The sequence below is a fragment of the Intrasporangium sp. genome (assembly GCF_051961875.1).
GTDB lineage: Bacteria > Actinomycetota > Actinomycetes > Actinomycetales > Dermatophilaceae > Intrasporangium_A.
This window is the reverse complement of the sequence record NZ_JBQCCV010000110.1, coordinates 1-22,816: the sequence shown is the minus strand read 5'-3', so window position 1 is coordinate 22,816 and position 22,816 is coordinate 1. Positions and strand designations below refer to the sequence as shown.

25 protein-coding genes are annotated in these 22,816 nt (G+C 72.1%); 16 read left to right on the top strand and 9 right to left on the bottom strand.

What is annotated here, in order from left to right; genetic code table 11:
- Positions 1-472: LLM class flavin-dependent oxidoreductase (locus ACTHJJ_RS06475; RefSeq protein WP_440302120.1), on the bottom strand; the 472-nt coding region annotated here is incomplete at its 3' end.
- A 14-nt stretch (positions 473-486) separates the two neighbouring features.
- Positions 487-1,005 (bottom strand): inorganic diphosphatase, encoded by a 519-nt coding sequence (locus ACTHJJ_RS06470; protein ID WP_440302119.1) that lies wholly within the window; start codon positions 1,003-1,005, stop codon positions 487-489.
- A gap of 111 nt (positions 1,006-1,116) precedes the next feature.
- Between ACTHJJ_RS06470 and dacB the strand changes: the two genes are divergently transcribed.
- The 11 genes from dacB (at position 1,117) to ACTHJJ_RS06415 (ending at position 13,153) form a co-directional block, all read left to right on the top strand.
- Positions 1,117-2,547, top strand: coding sequence for a D-alanyl-D-alanine carboxypeptidase/D-alanyl-D-alanine endopeptidase (dacB, locus tag ACTHJJ_RS06465; RefSeq protein WP_440302118.1), 1,431 nt, complete (start codon positions 1,117-1,119; stop codon positions 2,545-2,547).
- 154 nt (positions 2,548-2,701) lie between these two features.
- Entirely contained in the window at positions 2,702-3,778 is a 1,077-nt protein-coding gene (locus ACTHJJ_RS06460) for a zinc-dependent metalloprotease (RefSeq protein WP_440302117.1), read from the top strand.
- A gap of 8 nt (positions 3,779-3,786) precedes the next feature.
- On the top strand, positions 3,787-4,782 hold the full coding sequence (gene tilS / locus ACTHJJ_RS06455; protein ID WP_440302116.1) for a tRNA lysidine(34) synthetase TilS: 996 nt from the start codon (positions 3,787-3,789) through the stop codon (positions 4,780-4,782).
- A 123-nt stretch (positions 4,783-4,905) separates the two neighbouring features.
- Positions 4,906-5,457 (top strand): hypoxanthine phosphoribosyltransferase, encoded by a 552-nt coding sequence (gene hpt, locus ACTHJJ_RS06450; RefSeq protein WP_440302115.1) that lies wholly within the window; start codon positions 4,906-4,908, stop codon positions 5,455-5,457.
- Positions 5,458-5,470: 13 nt separating this feature from the next.
- A complete protein-coding gene (locus tag ACTHJJ_RS06445; RefSeq protein ID WP_440302114.1) occupies positions 5,471-6,298 on the top strand; it encodes a DUF1028 domain-containing protein in 828 nt (275 codons plus the stop codon).
- 195 nt (positions 6,299-6,493) lie between these two features.
- Entirely contained in the window at positions 6,494-8,584 is a 2,091-nt protein-coding gene (gene ftsH, locus ACTHJJ_RS06440) for an ATP-dependent zinc metalloprotease FtsH (protein ID WP_440302113.1), read from the top strand.
- Positions 8,585-8,586: 2 nt separating this feature from the next.
- A complete protein-coding gene (folE, locus tag ACTHJJ_RS06435) occupies positions 8,587-9,159 on the top strand; it encodes a GTP cyclohydrolase I FolE (RefSeq protein ID WP_440302112.1) in 573 nt (190 codons plus the stop codon).
- Positions 9,156-10,895 carry a phosphatidylglycerol lysyltransferase domain-containing protein gene (locus ACTHJJ_RS06430; RefSeq protein ID WP_440302111.1) on the top strand — a complete coding sequence of 580 codons (1,740 nt, stop codon included), beginning with the start codon at positions 9,156-9,158 and terminating at the stop codon, positions 10,893-10,895. Before folE ends, ACTHJJ_RS06430 begins: the two co-directional genes overlap by 4 nt.
- Before the next feature lie 22 nt (positions 10,896-10,917).
- Entirely contained in the window at positions 10,918-11,781 is an 864-nt protein-coding gene (gene folP, locus ACTHJJ_RS06425) for a dihydropteroate synthase (protein ID WP_440302110.1), read from the top strand.
- Complete coding sequence (gene folK / locus ACTHJJ_RS06420; protein WP_440302109.1) at positions 11,778-12,665, top strand: 2-amino-4-hydroxy-6-hydroxymethyldihydropteridine diphosphokinase; 888 nt, start codon at positions 11,778-11,780, stop codon at positions 12,663-12,665. Before folP ends, folK begins: the two co-directional genes overlap by 4 nt.
- Positions 12,662-13,153: a DUF3180 domain-containing protein gene (locus ACTHJJ_RS06415; RefSeq protein ID WP_440302108.1), complete on the top strand. Its 492-nt coding sequence runs from the start codon at positions 12,662-12,664 to the stop codon at positions 13,151-13,153. The genes folK and ACTHJJ_RS06415 overlap by 4 nt, the downstream gene beginning before the upstream one ends.
- Positions 13,154-13,261: 108 nt before the next feature.
- Here the strand turns inward: ACTHJJ_RS06415 and ACTHJJ_RS06410 are convergent, their stop codons facing one another.
- Genes ACTHJJ_RS06410 through ACTHJJ_RS06395 form a run of 4 tightly spaced genes read right to left on the bottom strand, consistent with a single transcriptional unit; the run spans position 13,262 to position 16,361 of the window.
- On the bottom strand, positions 13,262-13,510 hold the full coding sequence (locus ACTHJJ_RS06410) for a hypothetical protein (protein ID WP_440302107.1): 249 nt from the start codon (positions 13,508-13,510) through the stop codon (positions 13,262-13,264).
- Positions 13,511-13,518: 8 nt separating this feature from the next.
- Positions 13,519-14,694 (bottom strand): NADH-quinone oxidoreductase subunit D, encoded by a 1,176-nt coding sequence (locus ACTHJJ_RS06405; RefSeq protein ID WP_440302106.1) that lies wholly within the window; start codon positions 14,692-14,694, stop codon positions 13,519-13,521.
- 16 nt (positions 14,695-14,710) lie between these two features.
- Entirely contained in the window at positions 14,711-15,307 is a 597-nt protein-coding gene (locus tag ACTHJJ_RS06400; protein WP_440302105.1) for a copper resistance CopC family protein, read from the bottom strand.
- A gap of 4 nt (positions 15,308-15,311) precedes the next feature.
- Positions 15,312-16,361 carry an SAM-dependent methyltransferase gene (locus ACTHJJ_RS06395; RefSeq protein WP_440302104.1) on the bottom strand — a complete coding sequence of 350 codons (1,050 nt, stop codon included), beginning with the start codon at positions 16,359-16,361 and terminating at the stop codon, positions 15,312-15,314.
- A gap of 28 nt (positions 16,362-16,389) precedes the next feature.
- Here ACTHJJ_RS06395 and ACTHJJ_RS06390 point away from each other — a divergent pair, with 28 nt between their 5' ends.
- Entirely contained in the window at positions 16,390-17,280 is an 891-nt protein-coding gene (locus tag ACTHJJ_RS06390; protein ID WP_440302103.1) for a Rossmann-like and DUF2520 domain-containing protein, read from the top strand.
- Positions 17,281-17,358: 78 nt separating this feature from the next.
- On the opposite strand, the gene ACTHJJ_RS06385 is transcribed toward ACTHJJ_RS06390, so the two are convergent.
- The 3 genes from ACTHJJ_RS06385 to ACTHJJ_RS06375 form a co-directional block, all read right to left on the bottom strand.
- Positions 17,359-18,327 (bottom strand): type IV toxin-antitoxin system AbiEi family antitoxin domain-containing protein, encoded by a 969-nt coding sequence (locus tag ACTHJJ_RS06385; protein ID WP_440302102.1) that lies wholly within the window; start codon positions 18,325-18,327, stop codon positions 17,359-17,361.
- Between the two features lie 130 nt (positions 18,328-18,457).
- Positions 18,458-19,147, bottom strand: a complete 690-nt coding sequence (locus tag ACTHJJ_RS06380; RefSeq protein ID WP_440302101.1) for a class I SAM-dependent methyltransferase — start codon at positions 19,145-19,147, stop codon at positions 18,458-18,460.
- Positions 19,144-19,941, bottom strand: a complete 798-nt coding sequence (locus tag ACTHJJ_RS06375) for a hypothetical protein (protein ID WP_440302100.1) — start codon at positions 19,939-19,941, stop codon at positions 19,144-19,146. Before ACTHJJ_RS06375 ends, ACTHJJ_RS06380 begins: the two co-directional genes overlap by 4 nt.
- A 137-nt stretch (positions 19,942-20,078) precedes the next feature.
- Here ACTHJJ_RS06375 and ACTHJJ_RS06370 point away from each other — a divergent pair, with 137 nt between their 5' ends.
- The 4 genes from ACTHJJ_RS06370 to ACTHJJ_RS06355 all read left to right on the top strand — a co-directional run.
- The gene (locus ACTHJJ_RS06370; RefSeq protein ID WP_440302099.1) at positions 20,079-20,684 is read left to right on the top strand and encodes a TetR/AcrR family transcriptional regulator; all 606 of its coding nucleotides are present in this window, start codon (positions 20,079-20,081) and stop codon (positions 20,682-20,684) included.
- A 10-nt stretch (positions 20,685-20,694) separates the two neighbouring features.
- The gene (locus ACTHJJ_RS06365) at positions 20,695-21,453 is read left to right on the top strand and encodes an ABC transporter ATP-binding protein (RefSeq protein ID WP_440302098.1); all 759 of its coding nucleotides are present in this window, start codon (positions 20,695-20,697) and stop codon (positions 21,451-21,453) included.
- Positions 21,450-22,184, top strand: a complete 735-nt coding sequence (locus ACTHJJ_RS06360; RefSeq protein ID WP_440302097.1) for an ABC transporter permease — start codon at positions 21,450-21,452, stop codon at positions 22,182-22,184. The genes ACTHJJ_RS06365 and ACTHJJ_RS06360 overlap by 4 nt, the downstream gene beginning before the upstream one ends.
- Positions 22,185-22,328: 144 nt before the next feature.
- On the top strand, positions 22,329-22,816 hold a 488-nt coding region (locus ACTHJJ_RS06355; protein ID WP_440302096.1), incomplete at its 3' end, for a Ppx/GppA phosphatase family protein.

Here is a 22,816-nt window from a genome sequence, read left to right as displayed (position 1 = left end):
CGGGGTAGAGCGGCCCCTCGTGCGAGAAGGTCTCACCGCGGGGCGTGCCCCAGACGCCGGTGATCACGGCGAGCTGCTCCTCGAGCCGGTCGAACCGCTCGCCGACACCGGGGAACGGGATCCCGTACGCCCGATGCTCCTCCTCGAACCATCCGGCGCCGAGGCCGAGCTCGACCCGGCCGCCGCTCATCTGGTCGACCCCCGCCACGGCCACCGCCAAGGGGCCGGGCAGGCGGAACGTCGCGGACGTGACGAGGGTCCCGAGCCGGATGGTCGACGTCTCGCGGGCGAGGCCGGCGAGGGTCACCCACGCGTCGGTCGGCCCGGGACCGCCGTCGCCGCCCATGTGCAGGTAGTGGTCGGACCGGAAGAACCCGCCGAACCCCAACCGCTCCGCGGCCTGCGCCACGGCCAGGAGGTCGTCGTACGTCGCTCCCTGCTGGGGCTCGGTGAAGATCCGCAGCTCGACCATCGACCCGCCCGTCCTCAGTGACCGGCGGGCGGAGCCCAGCGTGCGGTCGAGAGGCCCTGCTCCTTGGCCCGGTCGAGCGCCTCGCCCACGATGCGCTCGGCCTCCTCGCGGCCGGCCCAGTCCGAGCCTTCGACATGCTTGCCGGGCTCGAGGTCCTTGTAGTGTTCGAAGAAGTGCTTGATCTCGTCGCGCTTGAAGTGGTCGAGGTCGGAGACGTCCTGGATCGAGTCCATCCGCGGGTCGGTCGGGACGCAGACGACCTTGTCGTCGCCGCCGGCCTCGTCGGTCATCCGGTAGACACCGATCGGGCGGGCCTCGACGACGACCCCGGGGAAGAGCGGCTCCGGGATGATGACGAGCGCGTCGAGCGGGTCGCCGTCCTCACCGAGGGTCGACTCGATGTAGCCGTAGTCGGTCGGGTAGGCCATCGACGTGAAGAGGAAGCGGTCGAGCCGGATGCGTCCCGTCTCGTGGTCGATCTCGTACTTGTTGCGCTGGCCGCGCGGGACCTCGATCGTGACGTCGAACTGCACCCTTGTGCCTCTCTCCTCCGCCGGTCGCAGGGCCGGCTGCTGTCAGAATGTTCCGGGACAGTCTTGCGCACGCAGCGGCGCGACGGAAAAGAAGGCGACGGTGGTGGACGGGTGAAGCGCGCGGTGCGGCGCTCGGTCGTCATCGGCTCGGCGGTCGCGGTGCTGGTCGGCTATGCCGCGCTCGATGCCGCCGACCTTGCGCCAGGCATCCTCACGACCCGTCCGCTGCCGCCTCCGCCGCCGACCGCGACCCCGGGCACCCGCACGTTGCCCGTTGTCCCCCAGCCGACGCCGTCGACCTCCGTCGGTATGCCGCTCGGCTCGCTCGCCGAGGACGGCGCCGCGCCCAGCCCTGCTGCGCTCCGCGAGCGGCTCGCCTCGGTGCTGGGACTGCCGGCGCTCTCGCTGGCCTCGCTCGTCGTCCGCGACGGGCAGACCGGCACGGTGCTGCTCGATGAACGGGGTGCCGAGCCGCAGGTGCCGGCCTCGACGACGAAGCTGCTCTCCGCTGCCGCCATCGGGCAGGTGTTCGGCCCGAACGACGTCCTGACCACGAAGGTCGTCGGGGGCTCGAGCGCCGGCTCGATCATCCTCGTCGCCGGCGGCGACTCCCTCCTCGCCCCGGACCAGGGAAACCCGGCATCCGTCGACGGCCATGCCGGTCTCGGCGACCTCGCGGCCCAGGTGGCCGACGCGCTGCGCAGGAGCGGAACGACGAAGGTCACGGTCTCCGTCGACCTGTCCTATGCGCCCGGCCCGCTCCTCGCCCCGACCTGGTCGGCGTCGTTCCGACCCGACGGCATCACCGGAGCTGTCGCGATGCTCGGCCGCGCCGACCAGCGAGCGGTGCCCGGTCGGCCGGGCCCAGCCGACCCGGTCGCGGGAACCGTGGACGCCTTCCTCGCCCAGCTCCGCAAGCACGGGATCACGGCGAGCCGAGCCTCGGTCGCGCATAGCCTCGCGCCGCTCGACGCGCGGGTCCTCGGCTCCGTGGACTCGGCCCCGGTCCTGGACCAGCTCGGGCTGGCCCTGACCGAGTCGGACAACGCGCTCATCGAGATCCTGGCTCGGCAGGCGGCCTTCCGGTCCGGCGCCCAGACCTCGTTCGGCGACGTCGGCACCTGGGTCGTCAAGCGAGTGGCCGCGCTCGGGCTCGACATCCAGGGCGTGGCCCTCAGCGATGCCAGCGGACTGTCGAGGGAGAACCGGGTGACCGCCCTGCTCCTGACCGACCTGCTCGCGAAGGGCTACGACGGGCGACACGCCGCGCTCCGACTGGCCATCGAGGGCATGCCGATCGCGGGCCTCACAGGCACCCTCGAGGACCGGTACCTCTCCGGCACGGCCCACGCCGCCGCAGGCCGGGTCAGGGCCAAGACCGGCACCCTGACCGGCGCGAACGCCCTGGCCGGCAGCGTCGTCGACGACGACGGACGCCTCCTCGTCTTCGCGGGACTGGTGCCCAAGGCGGGCATGGCGGACGCCCGGGCCGCACTCGATGGCTTCGTCACGGCGCTCGCCTCCTGCGGGTGCCGGGCCTGACCGTCTGGCCGCACTCTTGACCGGACCTGTCGGGGCGCCGAGGTATCGTCCCCGGGAACGAAGAGCCAGCGCGTAGCGTTGGTGCGGTGACTGCCTCGAGCAAGCGGGGTGGCCTCGAGGACGAGACCGAGCACAGACGGGCGAGAGACTCAGCATGAGCGAATCGACCAGGCTGCCGGCGCCAGCCGGCGGAGCGGCATACGTCGACTACGAGTTCGCCAAGCGGACGGGGCAGGTCATCACGAAGGCCGGCCCGCAGGTCAGCTTCGAGGAGGCGGCCACGATCGTCGCCGACCTCCGGGCCGCGGCGGCGGAGGCGGTCGAGCCCGTCGCCGAGACGTCGGGCATGCGGGCGCCGGAGGCCGCGCCACCGCCCCTCATCGTCGACCGGGCCGGCTGGATCAGTGCCAACGTCGACTCGTTCGAGGCCATGCTCGACCCGATCATCGACAAGCTGACTGCGACGCGGAAGGTCAACCTCGGCCCGGCCGCAGCCGCGATCGGCAGCAAGGTCACCGGGGCCGAGATCGGAGGGCTGCTCGCCTTCCTGTCGAGCAAGATCCTCGGGCAGTACGACCTTGCGCCGGGCGGCACCCCGCGCCTGCTGCTCGTCGCCCCCAACATCGTGCAGGTGGAGCGGCAGCTCGACGTCGACCCGCACGACTTCCGCCGGTGGGTCGCGATGCACGAGGAGACCCACCGGGTCCAGTTCACCGCGGTGCCGTGGCTGCGCGAGCACATGATCGAGCAGACCCAGCAGCTCGCGGTGGACCTCGCCCCGACGCCCGAGGACATCGGCAACCGGCTCCAGCAGCTCGCGACCCGCCTGCCCGAGGTGATCCGCTCGGGGGAGGGGCTGGGCCAGCTCTTCGCGACCCCGGAGCAGAAGGCGAAGATCGCCGACATTACCGCGATCATGTCGCTCCTCGAGGGTCATGCCGACGTCGTGATGGACGACGTCGGGCCCCGGGTCATCCCCACCGTCGCAGAGATCCGGGCGAAGTTCGACCGGCGCCGGATGAGCTCGGTCGGCGTCGACCGGCTGCTGCGCAAGCTCCTCGGTCTCGAGGCGAAGCTGCGCCAGTACCGCGACGGCGCCGGCTTCGTCCGGGCCGTCATGGACGCGGTCGGCCGGGACGGCCTGTCCGAGGTCTGGGCCTCGCCGGAGACCCTGCCCCGCGCGACCGAGATCCTCGACCCCGCCGCCTGGGTGCGGCGCGTGCACGGCTGAGGCGCGGCGTGACCGGTCCCGATCCCGCGGTTGCCGCGGCACGGCTCGCTGTGCGCGAGCACCTCAAGGACATCCCCGAGGGCTCCCTCATCGTCGCCGCCGTCTCCGGCGGCACGGACTCGATGGCGCTCGCCGCCGCGCTCGCCTTCGAGGCGCCCCGGAGCGGCATGCGTGGCGGCGCGGTGATCGTCGACCACCAGCTGCAGGAGGAGTCGAGCATCGTCGCGCACCGCGCGGCGGCGACGTGCCGGCAGCTGGGCCTGGCTCCGGTCGAGGTCGTGGAGACCCAGGTGCCGACAACCGGCGCCGGACCCGAGGCGGATGCCCGCACCGCCCGCTACGCCGTCCTCGAGACGACGGCCCACCGGCTCGGCGCGGCCCTCATCCTCGTCGGCCACACCCGCGACGACCAGGCCGAGCAGGTCCTGCTCGGGCTCGCCCGCGGCTCGGGGGCGCGGTCGCTGTCCGGTATGCCGGTGCGCCGGGGCCTCGTGGTGCGCCCGTTCCTCGCGCTCCCGCGCGCGACGACCCGGGCGGTCTGCGCCGCCCACGGCATCGAGCCGTGGGACGACCCGCACAACGGCGACGAGTCGTTCCGGCGAGTCCGGGCCCGCAAGGTGCTGGAGATCCTCGAGGCCCATCTCCGCCCGGGCTTCGTCGCCGCGCTGGCGCGCTCCGCGGACCTGCTGCGGGAGGACGCGGACCACCTCGAGGAGCTCGCGCGACGGGCGCGGGCCGAGCTGCCCAACGCGCCCGGTCATCCCGGGGTCGACCTCGACGCCCTGAGCGCCCTGCCTCGGGCGATCCGCACCCGGGTCTGGCGCATCCTCGCCTCCGAGGCCGGGGCACCGATCGCGGACGTCTCGGCGGCGCACGTCGAGTCGCTCGACGCGCTGCTCACGTCGTGGCACGGCCAGGGGCCGCTCCACGTGCCGGGCGGCATCGCAGTGGCCCGCGACGAGGGCGCCATCCGGTTCAGCCCGATCCCGGTCGCCGACCACTGACCCGGCGCCGGCCCCCCCGGGCGACGCGAATCCCTCGCCTTGCAGGAGTGCCGTGCCGCGCGGGTTGGTCGATCGGGTTGAATGGGGTCGGTTCGCCCACCCCGACACACCGAGGAGCCGTTAGTGGACAGCGAGCACATGGGAGCCGACCTCGCCAAGGTCCTCCTCACCGAGGAGCAGATCCAGGCCCGGCTCGCGGAGCTGGCGGCGCAGATCTGGCAGGACTACGAGGGCAAGGACCTCCTTCTCGTCGGCGTCCTCAAGGGGGCGGTCGTCGTCATGGCCGACCTCATGCGGGCGCTGCCGGGCACCGCGCCGATGGACTGGATGGCGGTCTCGTCCTACGGCTCCGGCACGAAGAGCTCCGGTGTCGTGCGGATCCTCAAGGACCTCGACGCGGACATCACCGGCAAGGACGTCCTCATCGTCGAGGACATCATCGACTCCGGCCTGACCCTGTCGTGGATCCGGGCCAACCTCGAGTCCCGCAAGCCGGCCTCCGTGGAGATCTGCACGCTGCTGCGCAAGCCCGACGTCGTCAAGGTCGACATCCCCGTGAAGTACGTCGGCTTCGACATCCCCAACGAGTTCGTCGTGGGCTACGGCCTCGACTACGCGGAGCGCTACCGCAACCTCCGCTGCGTCGGCACCCTCGCGCCACACGTCTACGCCTGACGGGGACCGGCCGATGACCTTCTCGATCGTCGCCCGCGACGGTGACGCCTACGGCGTCGCCGTCGCCAGCAAGTTCCTCGCCGTCGGCTCGGTCGTGCCCGGGGCCCGCGCGGGTGTCGGCGCCGTCGCGACCCAGTCCTTCGCCCGCGTCGCCTACATCGAGGAGCTGCTCGAGCGCCTCGCCTCGGGCGACGCCGCCGGGGCGGCCATCGCGACCACGACGTCCGCGGACGAGGGCCGCGACGAGCGCCAGCTCGGGCTCGTCGGCCCCTCGAGCGCCGCGACCTACACCGGCCCCGGATGCCTGCCCTGGTGCGGTGGGGTCGCGCACGACTCGGGGACGGCGGCATACGCCATCCAGGGCAACATCCTGACCGGGCCTGAGGTCGTCGCGGAGATGGAGCGCGCCTGGCTCGAGTCCGAGGACGAGCCGTTCGCACAGCGCCTTCTCGCCGCGCTCGCGGCGGGCGACGCCGCCGGCGGTGACGCGCGTGGCCGGCAGAGTGCCGCCCTGTATGCCGTGCAGCCGGGGGCGGGCTACGACGGCTCCGGCGTGCTGGTCGACCTTCGCGTCGACGACCACGCCGATCCCGTGGGTGAGGTCGCTCGGCTCCTCGGCGAGTGGGAGATGGTCTTCGGCCACGCGGAGGACGTGCTGCCCCTCGAGGGAGACCTGGCCGAGGAGATGCGCGGCCGGCTCGCCCGGCTCGGCCACACGAACGAGGACGTCGCGGCGGCGCTCGCCGACTGGGCCGGCATCGTCAACTACGAGTCGCGGCTCTCCCCGGAGGGCGTCGACAGCCGGGTCCTCGACGCGCTGCGCGCGGCGACACCGGACTGACCCCGCGACGCCTCGTACGGAGGGGCGGTGACCGGCATACGAGCTCGCGCGGAGGGTACGGGCAGGGCAGGTTGGACCTCGGCTGGCTGGGCATGAGCGGACCGGATACGGAACACTGAAGCCTGCCCAGACGTTGATCGATCAGTCAGCACCGCCAGACGAGCAGGAGGACCGGGGCGAAGGCCCCGCAGTTACATGGACGCAAAGCGCATTCTTCGCACCCCGATGGTGTGGATCCTGCTCCTCATCGGCGCACTGGTCTTCGGCCTGATGTTCTCCGACTCGGGTGCACCTCGGATCGACACCTCCGAGGCGATGAAGCAGATCGCATCGGGCAACGTCGAGTCGGCCACGCTCGTCAACAACGAGAAGATGGAACTGACGTTCAAGACGCCGTACACGTCGCCCGACGGCACGGTGAAGGACGCGACGTCCGTCTACGCCTACTACGTCGACGCGCGCGGTGGCCAGGTCGTCGACGCCATCGAGAAGGCCAACCCGCCGAAGGGTTACACCGACGAGATCGACCAGCCCAGCTGGCTCGGCTCGATGCTCTACTCGGTGCTGCCGATCATCATCATCCTCGGCCTCTTCTGGTTCCTGATGGGCCAGATGCAAGGCGGCGGCTCGAGAGTGATGCAGTTCGGCAAGTCGCGGGCGAAGCTCGCCACCAAGGACATGCCAAAGGTCACCTTCGCCGACGTCGCCGGCGTCGACGAGGCGATCGAGGAGCTGCACGAGATCAAGGAGTTCCTCCAGGAACCCGCGAAGTTCCTCGCTGTCGGCGCGAAGATCCCCAAGGGCGTCTTGCTCTACGGGCCGCCCGGTACCGGCAAGACCCTCCTCGCCCGGGCTGTCGCCGGTGAGGCCGGCGTGCCGTTCTACTCGATCTCCGGCTCCGACTTCGTCGAGATGTTCGTCGGCGTCGGTGCCAGCCGCGTCCGCGACCTCTTCGAGCAGGCCAAGGCCAACGCCCCGGCCATCGTCTTCGTCGACGAGATCGACGCGGTCGGCCGGCACCGTGGCGCCGGCCTCGGCGGCGGCCACGACGAGCGCGAGCAGACCCTGAACCAGCTGCTCGTCGAGATGGACGGCTTCGACGTCAAGACCAACGTGATCCTCATCGCTGCGACGAACCGGCCCGACATCCTCGACCCGGCACTCCTGCGGCCCGGCCGCTTCGACCGGCAGATCGCCGTCGAGGCCCCCGACATGATCGGCCGGCACCGGATCCTCGAGGTGCACGGCAAGGGCAAGCCGATGGCGCCCGACGTCGACCTGCTCGCCGTCGCCCGCCGCACGCCGGGCTTCACCGGCGCCGACCTCGCCAACGTCCTCAACGAGGCCGCGCTGCTGACGGCGCGCAGCGACAAGCGCGTCATCGACAACCGGGCGCTCGACGAGGCGATCGACCGCGTCATCGCTGGTCCGCAGAAGCGCACGCGGATCATGTCGGCCAAGGAGCGCAAGATCACGGCGTACCACGAGGGTGGCCACGCCCTCGTCGCCGCGTCGCTCAACCACACCGACCCCGTCACGAAGATCACGATCCTGCCGCGCGGCCGGGCCCTCGGCTACACGATGGTCATGCCCGTCGACGACAAGTACTCGACGACCCGCAACGAGATCCTCGACCAGCTCGCGTACGCCCTCGGTGGCCGCGTCGCCGAGGAGATCGTCTTCCACGAGCCGACGACCGGCGCCTCCAACGACATCGAGAAGGCCACCGGCATGGCCCGCAAGATGATCACGGAGTACGGCATGTCGGAGCGGATCGGCGCCATCAAGCTCGGGCAGAGCAACGGTGAGGTGTTCCTCGGCCGCGACATGGGCCACCAGCGTGACTACTCGGAGGAGATCGCCGGGGTCGTCGACGAGGAGGTCAAGAAGCTCATCGAGTCGGCGCACGACGAGGCCTACACGGCGCTGAACCAGAACCGCGACGTCCTCGACCACCTCGTCCTGCAGCTCCTCGAGCGGGAGACGCTCAACCAGGGCGAGCTCGCCGAGGTCTTCACCAACGTCGTCAAGCTGCCGCCGCGGCCGACCTGGCTCTCGTCGCAGACCCGCAAGCCGAGCACGATCCCGCCGGTGCTCACCCCGGCCGAGATCGCCGCGAAGCAGAACGGCCACCTGCCGCCGCCGGTCCCGCCGGACAAGCAGATCGAGGAGGAGATCGACGAGGCCGCGTCGGTCGGTGCGCACCCGCTCGCCGACGAGCACCCGCCGGCCGAGATCGTGGAGGTGCCCGACGACCACCGCGTCGACCCGGGCGAGAAGGGCTGACCGTGGCGGTCGACCAGGCGCGGGCAGTGAAAGCGGTCCGCGAGCTGCTCATCGCGGTCGGGGAGGACCCCGACCGCGAAGGGCTGCGTGACACCCCCGAGCGCGTCGCCCGCTCCTACGCCGAGATCTTCTCCGGCCTCGACATGGAGGCCTCGGACGTCCTCGACAAGACCTTCAACATCGATCACGAAGAGCTGGTGATCGTCCGCGACATCGAGCTCTACTCGACGTGCGAACATCATCTCGTGCCTTTTCACGGCGTCGCCCACGTGGGCTACATCCCCGACAAGCACGGCCGGGTCACCGGCCTGTCCAAGCTCGCCCGGCTCGTCGAGATCTACGCCCGGCGCCCCCAGGTCCAGGAACGGCTCACCTCCCAGATCGCCGACGCCCTCGTCGAGCACCTCGGCGTGCAGGGCGTCATCGTCGTCATCCAGTCGGAGCACCTCTGCATGTCGATGCGCGGCATCCGCAAACCGGGCGCGTCGACCATCACCTCTGCGGTCCGTGGCCAGCTGCGAGATCCAGCCACTCGAGCAGAGGCCATGGCGCTGATGCTCGAGGGCAACAAGTGAGCCGCGACAAGCAGCTGAGCGAGACCCGGTCGTCGGTCGCGGAGACGCTCGGACGGGTCCGGCCCGTCTCGACGCACATGCCCCGCATCATCGGGACGGTCGTCTATGCCGTCGCGATCCTCAACATCGCGGGCGGGTTCACCCACGGCTTCCGCGGCCGGGCCCACTGGCTCGGCACCCTGCTGCCGTGGGGGATCGGCAACCTCGCTGCCGCCGGGATGGTCGTCTTCGGCGTCCTCCTCGCGCTGCTCGGGCACGCCCTCAAGCGCCGCAAACGCCGGGCCTGGCAGGCGGCCGTGCCGCTGACGGCCGCCGCCACCGCGATCGACGCCGTCCACTCCCGGCTCATCATCGCCGTCGCGTCCGGGGTCCTGCTCTACCTGCTGCTGCGGCACCGCGACGAGTTCTACGCCGCGGGCGACCCGACGACCCGCTGGCGGGCGCTGTGGACCGGCCTCGGTCTGCTCGTCGGAAGCACGTTCATCGGCCTGGGCATGCTCATCTGGTACGAGCGCGAGGTCATCGGTGGGTGGCCCGGTCTGTGGTCGGCCGTCCAGCAGGTGTGGCTCGGCATGGTCGGCGTCTCGGGTGACCTCGTCTTCCGGCACGGGCGCTTCGAGGACTTCATCTCCGACGTGCTGCTCGGGCTCGGCGTCGTCACCGTCCTCGTGCCCATCCTGCTGCTGCTCCGCTCGCCCCGGCCCCTGCCGCACCTGTCCGAGGAGGACGACGCGACGCTGCGGCAGATGCTCCCTGAGACGGCGGACTCGCTCGGCTACTTCAACCTGCGACGCGACAAGAGCGTGCTGTGGTCCGACTCCCGCAAGGCGGCCGTCGCCTACCGCGTCGTCGGCGGCGTCATGCTGGCCAGCGGCGACCCGATCGGCGACCCCGAGGCCTGGCCGGGGGCGATGACGAACTTCCTCCTCGAGGCGGACCGGCATGCCTGGGTCCCCGCGGCCCTCGGCTGCTCGGAGCGGGCTGGCCGGGCCTGGCAGCGGCTCACCGACTTCGCCGCCGTCGAGCTCGGTGACGAGGCCGTCGTCGACACGGAGTCGTTCTCCCTCTCCGGTCGCTCGATGCGCAACGTGCGGCAGATGGTGAGCCGGGTCCGGCGCGCAGGCTACGAGACGCGGATCGTCCGGGTCCGCGACATGACCCCGGCGGCGCGCCACGAGCTGCTGCGTGACGCCGAGGCGTGGCGCGGCAGCGAGACCGAGCGGGGCTTCTCCATGGCGCTGGGGCGGGTCGCCGACCCTCGCGACCCCGACGCCCTCGTCGTCCTCGCCGTGCATGAGGGCGTCGTGCGCGGCTTCCTCCAGTTCGTCCCCTGGGGGTGCGACGGGATCTCCCTGGACCTCATGCGCCGCGACCGGCGCGCCGAGGCCGGCGTCAACGAGCTGCTCATCGTCTCGGTCCTCGAGGCGGCCCACGAGCTCGGGATCCGCCGCGTCTCGCTCAACTTCGCCGCCTTCCGGAGCGTCTTCGAGCGGGCGGAGCGCCTCGGCGCCGGCCCGATCACCCGCTCGATGCGCCGCCTGCTCGGCCTCGGCTCGCGGTGGTTCCAGCTCGAGTCGCTCTATCGGTTCAACAGCAAGTTCCATCCCCGCTGGATCGGCCGGTTCCTCGTCTACCCGGCGGGCACCCTGCCCCGCGTCGCGCTCGCCGCGCTCCGCGCCGAGGCCTTCGTGACCCGCCCCTCGCTGCCCCGCCTCCTGACGCGGAGGGACGCGTGAGCCCAGTGGCAGGATGGTCCCCATGACCGCGGCCGACCTGCTTGCCGAACGGGACCGGACGCTGGTCATGGGCGTCGTCAACGTGACCCCCGACTCGTTCTCCGACGGCGGTGAGTGGTTCGAGCCCGCGGCCGCGATCCGGCACGGCCGGGACGTCTGGGCGGCCGGGGCCGACATCATCGACGTCGGCGGGGAGTCCACGCGGCCGGGCGCCGAGCGTCCCTCCGTGTCCGAGGAGCTGCGCCGGGTGATCCCGGTGATCCGGGAACTGGCCGCTGAGGGCGCCGTCGTCTCCGTCGACACGATGCGCGCCGAGGTGGCCGAGGCGGCCGTCGCCGCGGGTGCGGTCATCGTCAACGATGTCTCCGGCGGGCACGCCGACCCGGACATGGTGCCCTACGTCGTCGGCGCACGGCTGCCCTACATCGCGATGCACTGGCGCGGGCACAGCGCCGAGATGTACGCGCGCGCCGTCTACGACGACGTCCTCGAGGAGGTATGCCGCGAGCTGGCCTCCCGCCGCGACGAGCTGCTGGGTGCCGGGCTGGCGGAGGACCTGCTCGTCCTCGACCCCGGCCTGGGATTCGCGAAGACCGCCGACCACAACTGGGCCCTCCTGGCGGCCCTCCCGCGGCTGCACCACCTCGGCCACCCGATCCTGCTCGGTGCCTCCCGCAAGGCCTTCCTCGGTCGCGTCGGGCGGCCCCCGGGGGAGCCGCCGCGACCGCCCGCGGAGCGCGATCTCGAGACGGCCGCCACGTCGGTCATGGCGGCGATGGCTGGCCTCTGGTGCGTCCGGGTCCACGACGTCGCCCGCACGGTGCGGGCCCTCGCGGTCGTTGAGGCCGCCCAGGCGCACGCACCTGTCGAGGAGGGCGCTCGGTGACCGACCGCATTGTCCTGCAAGGCGTCTCGGCTCGCGGCTTCCATGGTGTCCTCGACTTCGAGAAGCGCGACGGCCAGCCGTTCGTCGTCGATGTGACCCTCGACCTGGACCTGTCCGAGGCCGGCCGGACTGACGACCTCGCGACGACGGTCAGCTATGCCGAAGTCGCCGACGACGTCGTCGCCCGCATCACCGGGCCGTCCTTCGACCTCATCGAGCGCCTCGCCGAGGTCATCGCCGCCGACGCGCTGCGCCGCGACCGGGTCGACGCCGTCGAGGTCGTCGTCCACAAGCCGGAGGCTCCGGTCGGACGACCGTTCACCGACGTCCAGGTCCGGGTCCGTCGCGGCGGCGTCCCGGTCGTCGTCGCCCTCGGCTCGAACCTCGGGGACCGCGGCGAGACGCTGCGCAGCGCCGTCGAAGGGCTCGCCGCCCGAGCCGGAGTCACCGTCGTCGCGGTCTCGCCCATCGTCGAGACCGACCCCGTCGGGGGTCCCGCGGACCAGCCGCCCTACCTCAACGCCGTCGCCATCGCTCGCACCGACCTTGCGGCGGACGAGCTGCTCCGCGTCCTGCACGAGATCGAGGCCGACCACGGCCGTACCCGCGAGATCCGCTGGGGAGCAAGGACGCTCGACCTCGACTTGGTCCAGTACGGTCGCCCCGGGTCGGACTCCGAGGTGTGCAGCGAGGCGCCCGAGCTGACGCTGCCCCACCCACGGGCCGCCGAGCGGGCCTTCGTCCTCGTCCCGTGGGACCTCGCCGACCCCGCGGCCCGGCTGCGCGTCGGCAAGGGCGGGAACGGCATACGTCCTGTCGGCGACCTGCTCACGGAACTTGATCGGTCAGGCGTGCGCCCGGGACCGGAATGGGAGGACGCATGAGGCCACGCGAGGGACTGCGGGTCACCACCCTCGTCATCGTCGCGCTCGTCGCGCTCATCGTCGGCTGGGTGGGGACGAAGTGGTGGGTCTCGAGCGGCCACTTCGTGCCGGACCCCGGCTGGGTGGGGCTCGTGGTCATGGCCTTCCTCGGCGCCGGAGTGCTCATCGCCGGCTCCCAGGTCAAGCAGGTGCGCGACGGCCGCGGCCTGACCTCGATGAGCCCGATGCGCGCGGCGCGCACCCTCGTGCTCGGGCAGGCCGCGGCGCTGACCGGGGCGGCGCTCACCGGCTGGTACGGGTCCAACGCGTTGCTCCTGATGCCCGACATCGACGTCGAGTCGCAGCTCGCGCGGCTATGGCCGCTCCTCGCCCACATGGCGCTCGCGATCCTGCTGGCGGTCGCCGGCATGGTGGCCCAGTCGATGTGCCGGATCAAGCCGCCCAAGCGCAAGGACGACAACGAGGACGACGACGAGGACCGCGGCTGAGCCGTCGGGGGTTCGGGTTGCCCTGGGCCGCCAAGAATCGGGCCGCGGCAGAATTCTTGGCGGTTCGGATTGCCGAGAGTCCAGAGCCGTTCCTGGCCGATTCTGCCCTCAGCGGCGCGACGACGTGCTCGAGTGTGTGCTCGGCGGGCTTGTCCGGTGCCGCGTCGTCGAGGTGGACGTCGGCGCGGGGGTCGGGCCCTGGTCGAGGCTCGTGTTGGTCGCGTTCGGCCAGGGCGGGGGGATCGTGTCGACGGTGTCCTCGTTGGAGCAGGCCGCGGCGATCGACACGACGGAGGTGATGAGGATGACCCCGGCGGCGCGGAGGGCACCAGCGCGCGACAGTCCGGTGAGCGGCATACCGACCCTCATTTGTCGATGTCCCCCACGACGAAGAACATTGACCCGAGGATCGCGACCATGTCGGCGATCAGCTGCCCCGGCAGCATCTCGGCGAGCACCGAGACGTTGTTGAAGGACGCGGAGCGCAGCTTCAGCCGCCACGGCGTCTTGTCGCCACGGGAGACGAGGTAGTAGCCGTTGAAGCCGAGCGGGTTCTCGGTGGCGCAGTAGATCTGGCCCTCCGGGACCTTGAGGACCTTCGGGAGCTTGACGTTGATGGGGCCGCGGGACAGGTCCGCGAGGCGCTCGACGCACGCGTCGGCGAGGTCGAGGCTGACGCGGGTCTGCTCGAGGAGGACCTGCAGGCGGGCGAGGCAGTCGCCGGCCTCGCGCGTCACGACGCGGCCGGGGCCGCCGGGGACGAAGAGCTCGGCGTAGGCGAGGTAGGGCGTGTCCCGGCGCAGGTCGACGTCGACGCCACTCGCCCGCGCGATCGGCCCCGAGACGCCGTGCGCGAGGGCGAGGCTGCGCGGCAGGACGCCGACGCCGCGGGTGCGGGCCTCGAGGATCTCGTTGCCGACGATGAGGCGTTCGAGGTCCGGCAGCGGGCGGGGGACGGCCGCGACCGCCTCGATGACCCGGCCCAGCCACCCGGCCGGCAGGTCCTCCTTGAGACCGCCGACCCGGTTGAACATGTAGTGCATCCGGCCGCCGGAGGCCTCCTCCATGACGGCCTGCAGCTCCTCGCGCTCGCGGAACGCATAGAACACAGGCGTGATCGCGCCGAGCTCGAGCGGATACGAGCCGAGGAACATCAGGTGGTTGAGCACGCGGTTCAGCTCGGCGAGGAGGGTGCGGGCCCAGACCGCCCGCTCGGGGACCTCCATCCCCAGCATGTCCTCGACGGCGAGCACGACGCCCAGCTCGTTGGCGAAGGCCGAGAGCCAGTCGTGCCGGTTCGCGAGGACGAGGATCTGGCGGTAGTCGCGCACCTCGAAGAGCTTCTCGGCGCCGCGGTGCATGTAGCCGATGATCGGCTCGGCGCTGACGATGCGCTCGCCGTCGACGACGATCCGCAGGCGCAGGACGCCGTGCGTCGCGGGGTGCTGCGGACCGATGTTGAGCACCATGTCGGCGGTCGCGAGCCCGCCCGCGCCGACGCCGACGGTCAGCTCACGTCCCGACGTGGTCGCCTCGGTCATGGGTCGAGTATGCCGCTCACCCTCGGTTCTTGGTGTCGGCGGTGTCCGGGGTGTCCGCGGTGCCGGGCGTGGCCGCGGCGTCGCGGCGGCGGGAGCCGATCCAGACCACGGCGCCGATGAGGAGGACGATGACGACGCCGGCGATGGTGAGCATGACCGGGACGAACGATGACTGCTGGGCGGCCGCGACATCGGGGGAGCCGGGCTGCTGGGCGGGGACCGGGGCGCCCTGCGTCGCGGTCGAGCCGTCGAGCCCGACTGTGGCGTGGAACGAGAAGGTGCCGGAGATCGGGTGGCCGTCGGACGAGGTGACGCGGTAGGTCACGACGTAGTCGCCGGCAGGTGCCTGCGCGCTCAGCTGCTGGTGGACGACCCGACCCTCGATCGTCGGGTCTCCGTGGGCCACGTTGCCGCTCGGGCCCTTGACGAGGATCTGCGTGCCGAGCGCCAGCGGGTCGTCCGAGAACGTCAGCGTCACGGCCTGGGGCAGCCGGTCGACGGTCGTGCGGTCGGCTGGCGACGTCGACTCGAGGACGTCATGGGCGCTCGCGGCCGGTGCGCCGACGAGGGCGAATCCGACGGCGAGCAGGACCAGGGCCAGGAACCGACGCATGGCCTCAGGGTACGTGTGGGCTGCCCACCTGCTTCACGGCCCACCAGAAGGCGCCGAACCCGCTCCGATCGATGAGCCGCGCCTCGGCGGAGGCCCGTTCGAGAGCGCGGAGGTAGCCGATCGGGTCGGTGCGCGCGGCCGTGTGGTCGGGGGTTCGTGCCTCGAAGCCTAGGTCGACGAGCAGGTCCCGCTGGCGGTGCAGCTCCTCGGCGCCGAGGCTGTCCATCGCGACGTGGGCCGTGAGGTCGCATGTGCCGTCGGGCACCGGGGGGACCAGATGCCCCTCACGGTATGCCGCGAGCGTCCCGCCGCTCGGCCGCCCGCTCCGCACGTGGCCGTAGTCGATGCCCACGACGAGACCCGAGTCGACCCGGGTCAGGAGGTCGGCCCAAGCCTCGTCGCGGGTCCGGCCGATCTCGATGCGGCCGCCGCCGGCGTGGTCCGGCCAGTACTGCTCCACCCACGCGGTGTCCGCGTCGGTGACGACCGGTCCGAGCTGCTCGGCACCAGTGCCCGGCTCGACGAGGACCTCCCGGAGGCCGCCGTCGGCCGCGACCTCGGCGATCGTGCAGGGGACGACGTCGAGCCACTCGTGGGCGACGACCAGCGCGTCCGTGAGGCCGGTGAGGCCGTCCGGCAGGTGCGCACCTCCCGGCGACCGGACCCACTCGACGCCCGCGTCCAGTCCGTCCGGCCGGTCCACCACGTCGACCCCGACGACCCGCGCTTCCCCACCCCCCTCCGGGCGAACCGACCGTTCGGGGGTCGTGTGGGACGTGAGGGAGCGCCCGGTACGAGTGGGGGAGGCGGTCAGGGCGGCGAGGTGGTTCGTCAGCTCGCCGCGGCCCGCGCCGATGTCGACGATGACCGAGGGCGGGCGGTCGGGGTGGTGCCGGTGCCAGAGCCGGAGCAAGGCCTCGGCGAGCACCCGGCCCGTCGGTCCCTGGGCCGCAGTCGCGAAGTGCGCCGACGGCCCGCCGCGCGTGACATAGAAACCGAGCTCAGCGTCATACAGGGCGTGCTGCCACGCCACCCGCCACGGGACCGAGCTCACGGTGGGACTGTAGCGATAGCGTTCCCGGGTGAGTACTCCGCACGAGCGACCGGCGCGCTTCGAGATCGGGGTGGTCGGGGCCGGCCGCGTGGGGGCGGTGCTCGGGGCGGCGCTCGAGCAGGCTGGGCACCGGGTCACCGGGGTGTCGGCGGTGAGCGAGGCGTCGCTGTCACGCGCCGCGGACCTGCTGCCGCAGGCGCCGGTCAAGCCGGTGCCCGACGTCATCGAGGGGGCGCACCTCGTCATCCTCGCGGTCCCCGACGACACGCTCGCGGGCCTCGTGGCGGGGCTGCACCAGGCCGGGGTCTTCACGCCGGGCCAGCTGGTCATGCACACCTCGGGGGCACACGGGATCTCGGTGTTCGAGGCGGCCGCAGACAGCAACGTCATCCCGCTCGCGCTGCACCCCGCGATGGCGTTCACCGGCACCGCGATGGACCTCGAGCGGCTCACCGACTGCTGCTTCGCCGTGACGACGATGGACCTTGCCCGCCCGCTGGGGGAGGCGCTCGTCATCGAGATGGGCGGCGACCCCGTCTGGGTGCCGGAGACGCAGCGGCTCGCGTACCACACGGCCCTCACGCACGCCTCGGACCATCTCGTCACGCTCGTGACCCAGTCGATGCAGCTGCTGGGCGAGGCAGGCATCGAGGACCCCGCGCGGATCCTGGAGCCGCTCCTGACCGCGTCGCTGTCCAACGCCCTCCGGCTCGGGGACGCCGCGCTGGGTGGGCCGGTGTCGCGCGGCGATGCCGAGACCGTCGCCGAGCACGTGGAGCTGCTGGAGTCGGACGCGCCGGACGTCCGGCCGACCTACGTGGCGATGGCCCGGGCGACGGCGCAGCGGGCTGTCCTCACCGGTCGCCTGAGTGCGGCCGCGGCCGAGCCGATCCTCGAGGCGCTCGCCGACGACTCCTGAGCTGGACCGGGGCCGGCTGTGCGCGGTTGTGGCTGTCAGGGCGACACCAACCGCGCACAACCTCGAGATCCGGACCATTCAGGCCGCCCAAGACCCGAGTGAGCAGCCCGGACCGCATCTGACGGGTGGGCCGGCCCAGCCGCGGTCGCAGAGGATCTGGCCAAGGTCGTCGGCGAACTCGCATGGACCCCCGGCGACATCGACCCAGGTGCCGCGGACGGTGAGCCAGCCGTCCCTGGCCGCCTCGCGGTCTCGCCGGCTGTCCCTCTGACGGTCCGACCAGCCGCTGTGCCCGAGCCGCCCGTCGATCTCGACGATGAGGTGGTACTGCTCATAGGCGCGGTCACGGAACCGTCGCCCGGGAGCAGGTAGCTGGCTCGTCCCCGCCGGCAACCCATGCGCCCCCTCGACGTCGCGGACGTAGCGCACCTCGGCGGCGCTCTCGGCTCCCTCGCCGACGTGACCGAGCACCTCCGCGATGACCTGGTGAAGAGTCTGGGTGGGCCGTGTGGCCAGTGCCGCGGCGAGCGAAGCCTCCGTGGCGATCCGCAGCTGGCACGCCTTCGCCATCAGCGCGACGACGCGATCGAGGTCGTGTCCCATCGCGAGGTCGAAGACGGTGTGCTCGGCCGTGGTCCGGTGCGGCCACGCCTCCGTGTGCACGCGCTCGTGGAAGCGTCTGCTCCGCACGACATTGACCCCTGGCCTGTCGACACCGCGACGACCGAAGGGCACGAGGACGTGGACATCGCCTGTGTCAGCCGAGGTCAGTCCCCAGGCGGCACCGGCGCTCGGGCCGCAGAGCGCGCTCGGTGTGCCGATCGCGAGCAGGGCCGCGACCGCCCGCATCATCCTGTCGTCCCGCCCCGGACTGGTCAGGTAGACGCCCCGGTGCAGCTGGACCCAGCGTCCGGACGAGAGCCGCCACCTGATGGCCGCCCGGCTGTACCCACCTCGGAGTGCCTGGGCTCGGGTGACCAGCCCGGACTGGCCGGCGATCCTGGCTGCGAGCAGCCGGTCGACGGGCTCACTCGAGCCGAGGTCCATCCGGGCAGTCTGCCGACGTCGGCTCGCCGCGCGCCGCCGCCATCCACAGGTGCCGGTGGGTTGTGCGCGGTTGTGGCTACCAGGGCGACACCAACCACGCACAACCCGCCACACCAGCTCGACGGATGGGTCAGTAGTGGCGCCACCAGAGGTTGACGGCGTAGTCGACACCGGTGGCGTCGGGGTGCTCGGCCAGGATCAGGTCGGCGTCATCGGGTGAGAACTCGATCGCGACGACCGCCTCGAAGTCCTCGCGCGAGTCGAAGTCCCACCGGATGTCGAGGCGCTCGCGCTGCCAGCCGTGCCGCTCCCAGAACCGCTCGACGGCCCGGGCGTCGTAGTGCGGCAGCGCACGCCGGAACCACGAGCCGAACGTCGACCGGGTCGCGTCGTTGTCGATGACGAAGGCGGTGCCACCGGGCCGCACGACCCGCGCCAGCTCGGCGAGTCCTGGCTCCGAACCCGGCCCGAAGAAGTAGGACCACCGGGCGTGCGCGACGTCGAACGAGCCGTCCGGCACCCCGATCGAGGCCGCGCCGTCCTCGAGGACCGAGCACTGCGGCATACCCGATATGCGTTCCCGCGCAAGGGCGGCGAGCGGTGGGTGCGGCTCCACGCCGACGACCGACCGCGCGGTCGACGCGAACAGCGGGAGGTGGAAGCCCGTCCCGCAGCCGATGTCGACGACGTCGCGGCCGGCCCAGTCGGCGATCGACCGCATGGCCGACTCGATGGCGTGGGCGCGGTCGACGCCCAGGTTCTCGACCTCGTAGACGTCCGGGGTCTCCCAGATGTTCGGGGACGGGATGATGTCGGTCATCGGCGCCTGGCCTCCAGTGTGGCGGGGTGGACGAGCAGCGGCAGCAGGGCGCGGTCGCCCCGGGACCGGGCGGCCTTGACCTGCGCGAGGTGCGCCTCGGCGCGCAGCACGAGCTCCTCGTAGGCAGCCTCGCCCATCAGCTCGACGAGCTCGGCCGCGCAGCTTCGGTAGACCGGCTCGCGGCCGACGTGCGCCTCCGGGTTGCCCGAGCAGTACCAGTCGAGGTCGTGGCCACCGGGTCCCCAGCCGCGGCGGTCGTACTCGGTGATCGTGACCTCGAGATAGCTCGTCTCGTCGGGGAGCTGCACCGTCCGGTAGCTCCGCCGGATCGGCAGCTGCCAGCAGACGTCGGGCTTCGTTGTGTGCGGCGGAACACCGGTCAGCACGGCGTGCTGGTGCAGGGCGCAGCCGGCGCCGGCCGGGAAACCGGGCCGGTTGAGGAAGATGCACGCGCCGTCGACGACGCGGGTCTTGCGGGCGCCGTCCTCCTTCTCCGACCAGTCGTTCTTCGAGCCGGTCGCCGTGCCGACGTCGTGGTACTGCCACTCGTCCGGGCCGAGCTCGGCGACGACGGCCGCGACCCGCCTGCGGTCGTCCTTGTCGGTGAAGTGCGCGCCGAGGGTGCAGCAGCCGTCGTCGGGGCGGTCGGCGTAGATGCCGTGACAGCCGGCGCCGAAGATGCACGTCCAGCTGCTCGTCAGCCACGTGAGATCGCACCGGAACCGCTGCCCGGTGTCCGCCGGGTCGGTGAACTCGACCCAGACGCGGGGAAGATCGAGGGGTGCTTCGGCCACCGGCACACTGTATGCCTCCTGCCGCTCGCCTCCCGTGCTCGGTCCGTATGCCGCACAGCCGGCTTCGGCGGCCGGTCGCCCGCTCGTGGCCGTGTCGATGGCTCCCCGGTTCGGTCCGGCGCGGATACGGTGGCGACATGACGGCGCCACGAGGACGCGGTCGGCGTCCGGGCGGCGTCGACACCAGGGCCGCGATCATCTCGGCCGCCCGCGGGCAGTTCGCGGCGAAGGGCTACGACAAGGCCTCGATCCGGGGGATCGCACGCGAGGCCGGCGTCGACCCGGCGCTCGTGCACCACTACTTCGCGGGCAAGGCGCAGCTGTTCGCCGAGACGATGGAGGTGTCCCTCGACCCGGTCGCGATCGTCGGCCGTGTCTTTGCGGGCGACCCGGCGCGACTGGGCTGGCGGGTCGTCGAGACGTTCCTGCTCGTGTGGGACGCGCCGGAGCGGCGGCAGACCCTGGCGGCGCTGCTCCGGTCGAGCATGACGAGCGACGAGGGTGCCAGGGTCCTGCGCGAGTTCCTGAGCCGCGAGGTCTTCGGCCGCATCGCCGCCGCCACCGGGGTGCCGGACCCCGAGCTGCGGGGCTCGCTCGCAGGTGCGCAGATGCTCGGGCTCGCGGTCATGCGCTACATCCTCAAGGTGCCCGCCCTCGTCGACGTGCCGCCCGAGGTCATCGTGGAACGGCTCGGCCCGGTTCTGCAGGCGCACCTCGTGGACACCCCAGCCACCGAGGGATAGAATTCATCACATGATGAATAGTGCGGCTGGGTCCGCTGTCGTCATCGAAGGGCTCCGAGTGGTGCGGGGCAGGCGCCTCGTCATCCCCGGCCTGTCCCTCGACATGCCTGCCGGCCAGGTCGTCGGCCTGCTCGGCCCGTCCGGCTCGGGCAAGACGACCCTGATGCGGGCGATCGTCGGGGTCCAGATCGTCGAGGGGGGGAGCGTCACCGTGCTGGGTCACCCAGCGGGGTCGGCGCCCCTGCGACGTGAGGTCGGCTACGTGACCCAGGCGCCGAGCGTCTACGGCGACCTGTCCGTCCGCGACAACATCCGCTACTTCGGCCGCGTCGTCGGGCTCACCGGAACGGCGCTCGCCGAGGCCGTCGACCGGACGCTTGCCGAGGTCGACCTGACGAGCCATGCCGACCAGCTCGTCCAGGACCTCTCCGGAGGCCAGGAGTCCCGCGTCTCCCTCGCCGCGGCGCTCGTCGGCCGGCCGGCCCTGCTCGTCCTCGACGAGCCCACGGTCGGTCTCGACCCGGTCCTGCGACGCGACCTCTGGGCGCTGTTCCGGCACCTGGCCGAGGCCGGGCACTCGCTCATCGTGTCGAGCCACGTGATGGACGAGGCGAGTCGCTGCGACCGGCTGGTCCTGCTCCGCGAGGGGGCGGTCCTCGCCGACCTCACCCCCGAGGAGCTGCTGGCGCGCACCCGCACCACCGATCCGGATGCGGCCTTCCTCGCCCTCGTCGACGCGGCCCAGGCCTCACAGGAGGCGGCATCATGAACCCGGCCCTCACCCTCGCGACCGCCACCCGTGTGCTGCGCCAGGTCCGCACCGACCGCCGCACCATCGCGCTCATCATCGTGGTGCCGTGCGTCCTCATCGGACTGCTGGCCTGGATGTTCAACGGCACACCGGTCTTCGACGCCCTCGGCGCCGCGCTGCTCGGCATCTTCCCGATGGTGGTCCTCTTCGTCGTCACCTCGGTCGCCACGTTGCGCGAACGGCAGTCCGGCACCCTCGAGCGGCTCCTCACCACCCCGCTCGGCAAGGCCGACTTCATGCTCGGGTACGCCCTGGCCTTCGCGGTCCTCGGCACGCTGCAGGCCGTCGTGGCAACGGCGTTCGCCGTCTGGGTATGCGGCCTGCAGGTCGCCGGGCCGCTCTGGCTCCTCGTCGTCGTCGCGGTCGTCGACGCCCTCCTCGGCAGTGCCCTCGGCCTGCTCGCCAGCGCCTTCGCCCGGACCGAGTTCCAGGCGGTCCAGTTCATGCCGGCGTTCATCTTCCCGCAGTTCCTGCTCTGTGGGCTGTTCATCGCGCGCGACCGGATGCCCGACGTGCTGCACTGGATCTCGAACGTCCTGCCGCTGTCCTACGCCGTCGACGCGATGAAGACGATCACGACGCAGACCGACCCGCTCACCACGGTCGGCGTCGATGTCGCGGTCGTCGTCGGGTTCATCGTGCTCGCCCTCGCGCTGGCCTCGCTCACCCTGAGCCGCCGCTCCCGCTGACGCAGTCCCCGGCGGGGAGCCCGCACACCGAGGAGGTATGCCGCCCACCGCGCCCGGTGGGCGGCATACCTCCTGCTCGAGGCGGAAGCGAACGGTGACGGGCGGCGCTTGTAGGGTCGGGAGGGTGACCACGGGTGCCCGCGCATGAGGCTGGGTGTCATCGACATCGGGTCGAACACCGTCAACCTCCTCGTCGTCGACGCGCACGTCGGGGCACACCCGCTGCCCGCCTTCTCGCACAAGATCGAGCTGCGCCTCGCGGAGCGCCTCACGGCGGAGGGGAACGTCCCGGACGAGACGACCAGCCGGCTCACCGACTTCGTCAAGGAGTGCCTCGCGGTCGCCGAGGACCAGGGTGTCGAGGACCTCATGGCCTTCGCCACCTCAGCGGTCCGGGACGCCCCGAACGGCGATGACGTCATCGCCACCGTCGCCCGGGCGACCGACGTCCGGCTGCAGGTGCTCGCCGGGACCGACGAGGCGCGGATGACGTATCTCGCGGTGCGCCGCTGGTTCGGCTGGTCGAGCGGCCGGCTCCTCGTCGTCGACATCGGCGGTGGGTCCCTCGAGCTCTCGACCGGCCTCGACGAGGAGCCCGACGTCGCCCGCAGCCTCCCGCTCGGCGCCGGACG